General features: G+C 72.7%; 12 protein-coding genes. 1 reads left to right on the forward strand and 11 read right to left on the reverse strand.

The features are described 5' to 3' along the window. The 10 genes from IEZ12_RS37815 to IEZ12_RS06345 form a co-directional block, all read right to left on the reverse strand. Nucleotides 1–424, reverse strand: a 424-nt coding sequence (locus IEZ12_RS37815) for a polyprenyl synthetase family protein (protein ID WP_229847292.1), incomplete at its 3' end; no start/stop codon positions are given. A gap of 86 nt (nt 425–510) precedes the next feature. Beyond that, on the reverse strand, nt 511–1908 hold the full coding sequence (gene hpnE, locus IEZ12_RS06305; protein ID WP_189271167.1) for a hydroxysqualene dehydroxylase HpnE: 1398 nt from the start codon (nt 1906–1908) through the stop codon (nt 511–513). 94 nt (nt 1909–2002) lie between these two features. Beyond that, nucleotides 2003–2860, reverse strand: a complete 858-nt coding sequence (gene hpnD / locus IEZ12_RS06310) for a presqualene diphosphate synthase HpnD (protein ID WP_189271368.1) — start codon at nt 2858–2860, stop codon at nt 2003–2005. A gap of 41 nt (nt 2861–2901) precedes the next feature. Continuing rightward, on the reverse strand, nt 2902–3822 hold the full coding sequence (gene hpnC / locus IEZ12_RS06315; protein WP_229847293.1) for a squalene synthase HpnC: 921 nt from the start codon (nt 3820–3822) through the stop codon (nt 2902–2904). 189 nt (nt 3823–4011) lie between these two features. Next, nucleotides 4012–4800 (reverse strand): ABC transporter ATP-binding protein, encoded by a 789-nt coding sequence (locus IEZ12_RS06320; protein WP_043916213.1) that lies wholly within the window; start codon nt 4798–4800, stop codon nt 4012–4014. Between the two features lie 16 nt (nt 4801–4816). After that, on the reverse strand, nt 4817–5758 hold the full coding sequence (locus tag IEZ12_RS06325) for an ABC transporter permease (protein ID WP_189271169.1): 942 nt from the start codon (nt 5756–5758) through the stop codon (nt 4817–4819). Nucleotides 5759–5877: 119 nt separating this feature from the next. Further along, nucleotides 5878–6762, reverse strand: coding sequence for a glycosyltransferase family 2 protein (locus IEZ12_RS06330; RefSeq protein ID WP_189271170.1), 885 nt, complete (start codon nt 6760–6762; stop codon nt 5878–5880). Beyond that, the gene (locus IEZ12_RS06335) at nt 6759–7496 is read right to left on the reverse strand and encodes a CDP-alcohol phosphatidyltransferase family protein (RefSeq protein ID WP_189271171.1); all 738 of its coding nucleotides are present in this window, start codon (nt 7494–7496) and stop codon (nt 6759–6761) included. The genes IEZ12_RS06330 and IEZ12_RS06335 overlap by 4 nt, the downstream gene beginning before the upstream one ends. 70 nt (nt 7497–7566) lie before the next feature. After that, nucleotides 7567–8628 (reverse strand): iron-containing alcohol dehydrogenase family protein, encoded by a 1062-nt coding sequence (locus IEZ12_RS06340; protein ID WP_189271172.1) that lies wholly within the window; start codon nt 8626–8628, stop codon nt 7567–7569. Next, entirely contained in the window at nt 8616–9371 is a 756-nt protein-coding gene (locus IEZ12_RS06345) for a phosphocholine cytidylyltransferase family protein (protein WP_189271173.1), read from the reverse strand. The genes IEZ12_RS06340 and IEZ12_RS06345 overlap by 13 nt, the downstream gene beginning before the upstream one ends. Before the next feature lie 421 nt (nt 9372–9792). On the opposite strand from IEZ12_RS06345, the gene idi reads away from it, so the two are divergent. Next, nucleotides 9793–10398 (forward strand): isopentenyl-diphosphate Delta-isomerase, encoded by a 606-nt coding sequence (gene idi / locus IEZ12_RS06350; RefSeq protein ID WP_043913068.1) that lies wholly within the window; start codon nt 9793–9795, stop codon nt 10396–10398. A gap of 10 nt (nt 10399–10408) precedes the next feature. On the opposite strand, the gene IEZ12_RS06355 is transcribed toward idi, so the two are convergent. Then, the gene (locus IEZ12_RS06355; protein WP_189271174.1) at nt 10409–10933 is read right to left on the reverse strand and encodes an ATP-binding protein; all 525 of its coding nucleotides are present in this window, start codon (nt 10931–10933) and stop codon (nt 10409–10411) included. Nucleotides 10934–11415 lie beyond the last annotated feature (482 nt).

The raw sequence follows: 11415 nt of genomic DNA on the forward strand, positions 1-11415 counted from the left end.
CCTCGGTGCCGAGGGTGGCCAGCGCGTCGCCGACCAGCACGGCCTGCGCCGGGCCGAACACCGTCCAGGCGGTGGCCCGGTGCCGACGCGTCTCGTCACCGTCCATCAGATCATCATGGAGAAGGGAGAAATTGTGGACCAGTTCGACCGACACGCCGCCCGGTACGCCCACCTGCGCGTCCGCGCCCACCGCCTCGGCCGACAGCAGGGCCAGCGCGGGGCGCACCGCCTTGCCGCCGTCGCCCGCGGCGGGCCGGCCGTCGCGGTCGATCCAGCCGAAGTGGTACGCCGCGACGGTGTCCATCGGCGCCGCCAGCGTGGCGACGGCCTCGCGCATCGGCGGCGTGCAGAGCGTGCGCCCGCGCGCCAGCAGGTCCAGGACCGTCGGGGTGTCCCTGACCGTCGAGCCGGTGCGTGCCTCCACGTGCGTTCCCTCTCGGTACGTCTGGCCGGCCGCGGACGGCGGCAGGCCGGGTGCGATGTCGATGGCAGGGGGCTGCCGGGTCGCCGTCATCGGGGCCACCGCCCGTCCGCGCGGTCAACCGGGAGCCGGCCGGATCCGGCCAGCGCGGCGTCGGCCGCGGCGTGGCCGCTGCGCACCGCGCCCTCCATGGTCGCGGGCCAGCCGGTGGCCGTCCAGGAGCCGGCGAGCAGGATCCCCGGCACCTCGGTGCGTGCGCCGGGGCGCAGCCGGGCGGTGCCGGGCGCCGGGTCGAAGGTGGCGGTCCGCTCCCGGGTGACGAAGAAGTCCAGCACCCGCGCGTCGCGGGCGGCGGGCAGCAGCCGGGCCAGCTCCGGCAGGTAGCGCTCGCGCAGCTCGGCGACCGGCAGGTCGATCTCGTCCTCGGCGGCGGACTGCGACACCGCCAGGTACTGGGCGCCGGGGACGGCCAGGCCGGAGTGCTCGGTGCGGTCGAAGACGAACTGCACCGGGGAGCCGATCGCGGCGAAGAACGGGCGGCGGATCAGCGGCCGGTCGTAGATCACGTGCACGTTGAGGATCGGCGCGGTGCCGAACTCGGCGAGCCGCTGCTGCCCGGGGATCGCGCCGGCCGGCAGCAGCGCCGCCGCGGTGTCCTGCGCACCGGCCAGCACCACGGTGTCGGCGGTGAGCAGCTCGCCGCTCTCCAGCCGGACGGCGTGGGGCTCGGCGGCCTTCAGCTCGGCGGCCTTGGCCCGCAGCAGCACCCGGACGCCCGCGCGTTCGAGTTCGGCCCGGGCCCGGTCGTGGTGGATCTCGCCGAGCGGGACGCGGGCGACGCCGATGTCGGCGGCCCCCGGGTCGGACAGCAGGCCGGTCTGGAACACCTTGGCGGCCAGCGCCATCGAGGTGCGGTCGGCGGTGGCGTTCAGGGTGGCGACGCCCACCAGGTCCCAGACCGCCTCGATGGTGGCCGGGGTCTGGCCGTGGCGGCGCAGCCACTCGCCGAAGGAGATCTCGTCGAGCGCCGGGTCGTCCAGGTCCAGGCCCTTGAGGGCGAGCGCGCCGCGCACCACCCGCAGCCGGTCGGCCGGGCCCAGGTGGCGGTAGGTGGCGAGGCTGCCGGCCAGGTGCAGCGGGACGGGCAGCGCGGCGCGGCGCAGCCGGCCGAGGCTGCGGGTGCCGTCGGCGGCCAGGCCGAGCACCGGGACGTCGAGCCGGTCCTGCAGGTCGGTGAGGGCGTGCGCGCCGAGCCGGTCGATCAGGCCGCGGTAGGCGGTGCAGCAGCGCAGGTACACGTGCTGGCCGTTGTCGACCGTCAGGTCGCCGCGCTTGAAGGAGAAGGCCAGGCCGCCGAGCCGCGGGCGGGCCTCGACCAGGGTGGTGCGCACGCCGGCGTCGGCGAGGCGGAGCGCGGCGGTGATGCCGGCCAGGCCGCCGCCGATCACCACGGCGGTGCGCTGCCGCTGCGGCGTCGGCGTGCTCATCGGTCCTCCCCGGCAGCAGTGGACTGAGGGCACAACAACGTGCGCACGCGTCGCGACTCCCTGTTGACACAGCGTGACATAACTGGCGTGAGAATCAAGAACGCCCTCCGGCGAGCCCGGACAGTGCCACGTACGCCTTCTCCCAGCCGGGCAGCGAGACCCGGCCGCGGAGCACCGAGTGCGGGTCGGCGGCGATCCGGCCGAGCAGGCGGTGGTAGATGCCCGCCATCGCGGCGGTGGCGGCGCGGCTGCGGCGGTCGAGCATCGGCAGCAGTTGCAGGCCCTCGGTGAAGGCCTGCTGGGCGCGGGCGGCCTCGAAGGCGACCAGGCCGGTGAAGTCGGCGCCGGCCGGGAGCTTCGGCAGGGCGAAGCCCTGCTGGCAGCCGAACCGGACGAGGTCCTCGGTGGGCAGGTAGGTGCGGCCGTTCAGGGCGTCCTCGCGCAGGTCGCGCAGGATGTTGGTGAGCTGCAGGGCCAGCCCCAGGGTGTCGGCGTACGCGGCGCCCCGCTCCCAGTCCTCGCAGCCGTACACGCCGAGCGAGAGCCGGCCGATCGAGCCGGCCACGCAGCGGCAGTACACCTTGAGCTCGTCGAAGGTCTCGTACTCGACGCCCTTGAGGTCCATCTCGACGCCGTCGATCAGCTCGTCGAAGCCGCCGAGCGGGATCGGGAAGCGGCGGGCGGCGTCGGCCAGCGCGACCTTGATCGGGTCGGTGTCCTCCTCGCCGACCGTGCCCTCCCGGATCTCGTCCAGCAGCGCCCGGGTGCGGGCCAGCGCCTCGGTCTTCTGCTCGGCGGGCAGTTCGCCGTCGCCGATGTCGTCGACCCGGCGGGCCAGCGCGTACAGCGCGGACATCGCCAGCCGCTTGGCCTCGGGCAGCAGCCGGATGCCGTAGCTGAAGTTGCGGGCCTGCAGGGCGGTGACCGCCTCGCAGTACCGGTAGGCCGCCATGACCGGCGCGGACGCCAGTGGTGATGCCCCCACGCGGGCGCTCACCTTCCCTTCGCGAAAAGTGCCGCCGCCCGGCCGGCCAGGCGGCGCTTGTCCGGCTTCGCCCGGTGCGCGAGCACGTCGTACCCGGCCGCCGCGATAGCGTCCAGGGCCGCGTACCCGCCGGCGGTGAATCCCGCCAGCAGCAGTCGAAGCCTCCCGTGAACCGTACCTACCAGCGGCGCGCCGCGATCGAGCAGGGTCCGGGCCCGGCTCGCCTCCCAGGCGATCAGCTGCCGCACCTCGCGCGAGGCGGCGGGGGCGGCGAGGTCCTGTTCGGTGACGCCGAAGGTGGCGAGGTCCTCCTGCGGGAGGTAGATCCGGCCGCGGTCGAGGTCCTCGGCGACGTCCTGCAGGTGTTCGACGATCTGCAGCGCGGTGCAGATGTCGTCGGACATCCCGATGCGTGCGGGGGTGGCGCGGCCGGCCAGGGCGAGCACCAGGCGGCCGACCGGGTCGGCGGACAGCGTGCAGTAGTGCCGCAGGTCGGCGTAGGTCGGGTAGCGGGTGGCGGTCTGGTCGACCCGGTTCGCCTCGATCAGCCGGCGGAACGGCTCCGGGGTGACGGCGTGCCGTTCGATCAGCGGGACCAGGCGGCGGACCAGCGGGTGCCGGGGCTCGCCGGCGGCGGTGCCGAGCACGGTGCCGCCCTGGGCCCGGTCGTCGCCGAGGGCGGTGGCGAAGGCCCGGTCGAGGTCCTGCTCCAGGCCGTCCAGCAGGGCGAGCCGGAAGCCCTCGTCCTCGGGGGCGCCGGGGACGTCCAGCAGCTGGGCGACGGAGGCGGGGTCGGCGAGGTCGCCGTCGCCGGCGTCGTCGATCAGCCGGGCGAAGCCGTAGACCGCCATCAGGTCGCCGCGCCAGGCGGCGGGCAGGAAGGCGGGGGCGACCGGGAAGTTCTCCAGGTCCGCCTTGTCCAGCGTCACCGCCGCTGTCTGGTTATCGGATTTGATTGAAGCCGACACTGCCGTCACTCCCCCGTTCTACACCGGTCCCGGCCGCCATCGCGCCTCGGACACGCTTCCGTCGCCACGCCTTCACCCGCCGCACGGCACAGGGCCGGTGCCGGGGAGGTTCCCCGTGCACCGGCCCTGCGACCGTCGGCCGCGCCCCGGTCAGGGGCGCTCGCCCTTCTCGTACCGCCGGACCACCTCGTCGGTGTGCCCGTCCATGATCAGCTCGCCGTGCTCGATCCAGATGGTGCGCTCGCAGGTCTCGCGGATCGCGTTGTTGTCGTGGCTGACCAGGAAGACCGTGCCGGCCTCCTTGCGCAGCTCGTTGATCCGGGCCTTGGAGCGCTGCTGGAAGCCCTGGTCGCCGGTGGCGAGGGCCTCGTCGATCAGCAGCACGTCGTGGGTCTTCGCCGCCGCGATGGAGAACCGCAGACGGGCGCCCATGCCGGAGGAGTACGTGCGCATCGGCAGCGAGATGAAGTCGCCCTTCTCGTTGATGCCCGAGAAGTCGACGATGCTCTGGTAGCGCTCGCGCACCTGGGCCGGGGACATCCCCATCGCCAGGCAGCCCAGCACCACGTTGCGCTCGCCGGTCAGGTCGTTCATCAGCGCCGCGTTCACGCCCAGCAGCGAGGGCTGGCCGTTGGTGTAGATGGCGCCCTTGGCGGTCGGCAGCAGGCCGGCGATGGCCGCCAGCATGGTCGACTTGCCGGAGCCGTTGGAGCCGATCAGACCGACCGCCTCGCCCTTGTACGCGGTGAAGCTGATGCCGCGCACCGCGTGCACCTCGCGGATCGCGGGCGACTTCTTGCGGGTGATCATCCGGCTCAGCGCCGAGGTGGCGCTGCCCTTGCCGGCGCCCGCGCCGTGCACCTTGTAGATGATGTGCACGTCGTCCGCGACCACAGTGGGGACCCGGGCCTGGTTGTCCACCGCGGTGGTCTCCTTCATGGTGTCGATCGCTGCGTCAGCCACGGCCGTACTCCTCCTCGGACTTCCAGAAGAACACGAAGCCGATGACGAAGGCGACGACCGCCCAGGTGCCGGCCATGATCCAGATGTGGTGGGGAAGGACCAGCGCCTTGCTCCCGTAGACCGCCGGGTCGAAGCTGTCCGGCATGAACGCGTAGCGCATCAGGTCCATGTAGACCGTCGCCGGGTTCCAGGAGTAGACCGTCTGCCAGATCTCCGGCCAGTTCTTGATGTAGCCGGAGACGCTGTACATCACGCCGGAGACGTACATCCAGGTGCGCAGCAGGAACGGCATCAGCTGCGAGATGTCCGAGGTCTTGGCGCCGATCCGGGCCATCACCATGGCCAGGCCGGTGTTGAACAGCGACTGCAGCAGCAGCGCCGGGACGATCAGCAGCCAGGTCATGGTGGGCGTGACGTGGTTCAGCAGCACGATGGCGACCAGCACCACCATCGAGATCAGCAGCTGCTGGAGCTGGATCACGGTGAAGGCGATCGGCAGCGCGGCGCGCGGGAAGTGCAGCGCCCGGATCAGACCGAGGTTGTCGGAGATCGACCGGGTGCCGGCCTGGATCGCGCTCTGCGAGAACTGGAAGACGAAGACGCCGACGCACAGCCAGGCGACGTACACCGGGACCGAGTCCCGGCTCTGCATGATCACACCGAAGACCAGGTAGAACACCGCGCAGTTGAGCAGCGGGGTGAGCACCTGCCAGAGCTGGCCGAGCTTCGCGGTGGTGTACTGCGCGACCAGGCGGGCGGTCGCGAACGCGCTGATGAAGGCGCGCCGGGCCCACAGCTGGCGGACGTACTTCGGCAGACTCGGCCGCTTGCCGCTGACGGACAGCCCGTACTTGTCCGCCAGTTGCTTCGGGGTCAGACCCGCGTCGGCGCCCCTCGGTGCGGAGAGGTTGACCGGGTCACTCAGTGTCGACACATTCGTCCTTCAGGGGGTCGAAATCCCGCGCCCGGGAGGACGGGACGCGGAACCGGGGCGTACCACGGGGAGCTCGGGTTTGCGCGCGGCCGGCGTGGGGAAACGCCGACCGGTTGCGATCAGATGATTGGCGGTCTGCCGAGCCTGGTCAAGCGCCAGACGGTGGACCACTTCATCGGCCGGCGCGGGCCGCAGGACTCGCTCCAGCCTGCCCGGAACCCGCCGAGCCACGCCTTCAGCGCCGACCCGGAGGGGCGGCGGGCGACCGTCAGCAGGAACCAGGTTCCCAGGTAGAGAGGCACCAGAGGGGCCGGAAGGTTCCGCCGGGCCAGCCACACCCGGTTGCGGGCGATGTTGTGGAAGTACGCCGCGTGCCGGGCCGGGGAGGTCGCCGGGTGGTACAGCACCACGTCCGGGCGGTAGTCGATCGACCAGCCGGCGTCCAGCGCCCGCCAGGCCAGGTCGGTCTCCTCGTGCGCGTAGAAGAACTCCGCGGGCAGCTGTCCGGCCTGCGGGAAGACCGCGCTGCGCACCGCGCTGGCGCCGCCCAGGAAGGTGGTGACCCGGGAGCCGTGCATCGGGTCGCTGGCGCGCAGCCGGGGCACGTGCCGGCGCTGCGTGGTGCCGGTCTCCGGGTCGGCGATCCGGAACGAGACGATGCCCAGCGACGGGTCGGCGGTGAACGCCTGCCGGAGCAGCTCGGCGGAGTCGGTGTTCGGCAGCAGGCCGTCGTCGTCCAGGAACAGCACCGCGTCGACGTCCCGGCCGTCCGGGCCGAACAGCTCGATGCCGACGTTGCGGCCGCCGGGGATGCCCAGGTTCTCGGGCAGTTCGGCGGTGCGCACGCCCGCCGGCAGCGGCGGCAGCGGGGCGCCGTTGCCGACCACGGCGAGCTCGACCGGCGAGCCCTGCTGGGCCCGCACCGACTCGATCAGCGCGTTCAGCTCGGCGGGCCGGTTGCCCATCGTGATGATGACCGCGCCGAGGCGGAAGTCGTCGCTCATCGCAGCCTGCTGGAGAGCACGATGGACAGCAGGTGCAGGACGGTCTGCAGCATCGCGATGGCGGCCAGCACCACCACGGCGAGGCGGGTGAAGAACAGGTCGCCGCGGACCGCGTCGGCGATGCCGGCGGCCAGGATGAACAGCGAGGCCTCGACGGCGCCGACCAGGCGGTGGAACTTCAGCAGCGAGGCGGCCCGGCGGGCCTTGGCGACCGCGTTCGACCGCGGCACCGAGGCCTCGTCCAGGACGGCGGTCATCCCGGAGCGGGCCCGGGCGACGTCGACCAGGTCGGTCTCGGACTTGATCAGGATCGCGCCGAGCGCGGCCAGCGTGCCGAGGAACGCCCACTGCCAGGCGGAGTGCGAGCCCTCGCGGTGCAGCAGGTCGGTGGCCCGCAGGCCGAGGCCGGTGAGCAGCGCCGCCTCGGACATGTAGTGGCCGACCCGGTCCAGGTAGACGCCGGTGAGCGAGGTCTGCCGGCGCCAGCGGGCGACCTCGCCGTCCACGCAGTCCAGCAGCAGGTAGACCTGGATCAGCAGGGCGCCGAGGATCGCGCCGGTGAGGCCCGGGACCACCAGGGCGATGCCCGCCAGGATCCCGGTGAGCATCATCAGGTAGGTCAGGCCGTTGGGCGTGATCACGGTCACGGTCGACAGGATGCGGGTGATCCGCAGCGAGATCTTCCGCATGTAGAGGCGGCCGGCCCAGTGCTCGGCGCTGCGTCGCTGGAGCATGCCCTCCGGGTGGATGACCGCCCGGAGCTCCTCGATCGACGGGCGGCGGGTGAGGTCAACCGGCGGGCGTTCAGCTGTTGACGGCTTGGACATAGTCGGCGTACGCGTCCCTGATGTCTGTGGCGGAGAGGTCGAGGTGTTCGAGGATGGTGAAGCGCCCCGGTCTGGTGTTCGGAGCGTAGTGCACCGCTTCGGTGAACTCCGCCTCGGTGAAGCCGATCTGATCGGCCGTCACCGGCAGGCCGTGGAAGCGCAGGCGTTCCACGATCAGTCCGGACAGGTCCCGCTCGCCCCGCAGGAAGCAGGCGAAGGCCGCGCCGAGGCCGACCTGCTCGCCATGCTGGGCGGACCGCTTGGGGTACAGCACGTCCAGGGCGTGCGAGATCTCGTGGCAGGCGCCCGAGCTGGGCCGGGTGCTGCCCGCGATGTTCATCGCGATGCCGGACAGTACCAGGGCTTCCGCGAGCGTGGTCAGCAGGTCCGGGTCCTCCAGGGTGCCCGGGTGCCGCAGCAGGTTCTCGCCGGCCGCCCGGGCCATCGCCACCGCCAGGCCGTCGACCGGCTCGCCGGTGACGGTGTGCGAGAGCTCCCAGTCCGCGCAGGCCGAGATGTTGGAGACGGCGTCGCCGATCCCGGCCGCCACGAACCGCTTCGGCGCCTTGGCGATGACGTCCAGGTCGACCACGATGCCGATCGGCCCGGGCACCCCGTAGGAGCCGCGGCCGGCGTCGTTGTCGAGGGTGGAGACCGGGGAGCAGATGCCGTCGTGGGCGAGGTTGGTGGCGACCGCGACCACCGGCAGGCCGACCCGGGCGGCCGCGTACTTGGCCACGTCGATGATCTTGCCGCCGCCGAGGCCCACCAGGGCGTCGTAGTGGCCGCGGCGGATCTCGTCGGTCAGTCGGACCGCGCTGTCCAGGGTGCCGTCGTCGACCTGGTACCAGTCCGCGCCCGGCAGCGCCGGCTCCAGGCGCTCGCGCAGCAGCAGGCCGGAGCCGCCGCTGATCGCCACCGCGATCCGGCCCGCCGGGGACAGCCGCTGGTCGGCGAGGATGCCGCCGAGCGCGTCCAGCGCGCCGGCCCGCACCTCGACGAACACCGGCGAGGGCACCAGTCGGGTCAGTACCGGCACGCGATCTCCCGGGCCTTGGCCAGGTCGTCGTGGTTGTCGACCTCGACCCAGGAGACCTCGCCGATCGGCTGGACGTCCACGGTCAGGCCGCGGTCGACCATCTCCTGGTAGCCGTCCTCGTAGTACAGCTGCGGGTCGCGCTCGAAGACCGCCTTGAGGGCGTCGGCCAGCGCCGGGCCGGCGGACGGGTTGATCACCGTGACGCCGATGTACTCGCCGGTGGCGTCCAGCGGGTCCATCAGCTTGGTGATCCGGCGCACCCCGAGCTCCGGGTCGACGACGACCTTCATCTCCTCGTCGGCGAGCTTCTTCACGGTGTCCAGCGCCAGCAGGATGCCGGGGGCCCGGCCCTCCTTGATCCGCCGGTCGTTGCCGTCCAGCATGGTGCGCTGCACCGACGCCGGGTGGACGGTGTCGCCGTTGGCCAGCAGCAGGCCCTCGCCGAACAGGTCGCGGGCGCACCACAGGGAGTAGGCGTTGTTCCACTCCTCGGCCTTGTCGTTCTCGACCAGGGTGAGCTTCACGCCGTACTTCTGCTCCAGCGCCTGCTTGCGGTCGTACACCGCCTCCTTGCGGTAGCCGACGACGATCGCGGCCTCCCGCAGGCCGACCTCGGCGAAGTTCCCCAGGGTCAGGTCGAGCACCGTCCGCTCCCCGTCGACCGGCACCAGCGCCTTGGGCAGGGTGTCGGTGTACGGACGAAGCCGGCGGCCTGCGCCGGCGGCCAGGACGAGGCCGATCATGCGGGACTCCAGGGTCTCGGGTGGTCCGGCGCGGTGCGGGTCGGGCGCCGGGACGCGGCCGCGGCTGCGGCGCGCCGTACGGGCGCGCCTTGCGGACCGCCCGGTCTCACTGATGGTAGGCGACCCCGACCACCTGCCAGAACGCGCCCCGGGCGGGCCGACCGATCAACTACGGGTGCGACGTGAACGTCCGGCGACGGCCGATGATCGCGGATCGAACAGTTCCGTCGAACATCCGGTCCGCCGCCCCGGCGGTGTGCGTCGCGGCCCCGAGCCCGCCGGGGCATGCGGCAGACTTGGGCCCCGACGCCGTCGGCGGACCGGGCCGGTCCGGTCCGACGTGCGCGCAGCCGACCTCAGGACCGGGGTGGGCGGCCCCGGGGCCGCCCCCGGTCCACGTGCCGAAAGGGGCATTGCGCCCATGAGTCCTGCTGTCAGCCCGACCGACGACCTCTCGCCCGAGCTCGCCGTCCCGTCCGCGGCCGCACCCGGTGAGATCCTGCTGGAGCTGGTCGACGACCACGGCGTGACCATCGGGACCGGGGAGAAGCACTGGGCCCACCAGCAGCCGGGCCGGCTCCACCGCGCCTTCTCGGTGTTCCTGTTCGACCGGCAGGGACGGATGCTGCTGCAGCGCCGGGCGCTCGGCAAGTACCACTCGCCGGGCGTCTGGTCGAACACCTGCTGCGGCCACCCCTACCCCGGCGAGCTGCCGTTCGTGGCAGCCGCCCGCCGCACCGCCGAGGAGCTGGGCGCCGCCCCCGCGCTGCTCTGCGAGGCCGGCACCGTCCGCTACGACCTGCCGGACGAGAGCACCGGGCTGATCGAGCGGGAGTGGAACCACCTGTTCGTCGGCCTGATCACCGCCGAGCCGGACCCGGCCCCGGAGGAGGTCGAGGACACCCGGTTCGTCACCGCCGCCGAGCTGCGCGCGCTACGGGCCGAGAAGCCGTTCTCGGTGTGGTTCGAGACGGTCTTCGAGGCCGCGCTGCCGGGGATCCGGGAGATCGCCGGCAACGACTGGTGACCTCGGCCCGTCAGTAGTCCGGGTCCTCGTCGGGACCGTCCCCCGTCCCGGCGGGCCCCGGTGCGGGCAGCGGCAGGCTGGCCCAGATCACCTTGCCGCCGTCCTCGGTCCGCTCCACGTCGCACTCGCCCCCCGCCTGCAGGGTGACGCTCTTCACCAGCAGCAGCCCGCGCCCGCCCGGACGGACCGGGTCGTTCTCCTGCGCCCGGGGGCGGTACGGGTGGCCGTCGAGCACCGAGATCCGCACCCGCTCCGGGTCGATCATCAGCTCGCAGTGCACCTGCGGGGAGAGCGCCGCGGCGTGCGTGACCGCGTTCGACACCAGCTCCGAGACGATCAGCAGCAGATCGTCCACCAGCTCCTGGTACCGCTCCCCCGCCATCCCCTGGGCCAGCAGCCGGTCCCGCACCGCGTGCCTGGTCCGCGGCACCGAGGACTCCTGCGGCTCCGCGGTGAACCGCCACACCCCCGGCCCGGGCTCCCGTCCGGAGCGCCAGGTGGCCGCGTCCGTGACCGCCTTCTGCGTCTCTTCCACTGCACGCCGCCCTTCACGCGGTGAACGGGAGCCGGCGGCAGCTGTCGGGACTTCGGGCGTTCCGCTCGGGGCTCCTGGTGACCCGAGGCTAGGAGAGCAGCCCCCGGCGACCCGCACCGGGACAGGATTCACGCGTGTCGTGAAGCTTCCCGACCGATTCGGTGCGCGACCTGCCCCCTCCTGGCCGCCCGCACCGCCAGGTCTGCCGCCAGAACACCCGCCCGAACCCCCACCACCAGCAGTTTCACCCCGATCTCCGCCCACCTTGCCCACCTTGCGCCCGAATTGCCCCACCGGACCGCCCCCACACCTCGAAAACGCAGGTGAGAAGCACTCCGGAAGCCTGGTAATGTTCTCTTTGTCGCCAGGGGGCAGCCGAAAGGAAGCCCGAAGGCGAGACACCTGGTCCGGGTGGCGGAATGGCAGACGCGCTAGCTTGAGGTGCTAGTGCCCTTTATCGGGCGTGGGGGTTCAAGTCCCCC

Source organism: Kitasatospora griseola, from assembly GCF_014648555.1.
GTDB classification, from domain to species: Bacteria; Actinomycetota; Actinomycetes; order Streptomycetales; family Streptomycetaceae; genus Kitasatospora; species Kitasatospora griseola.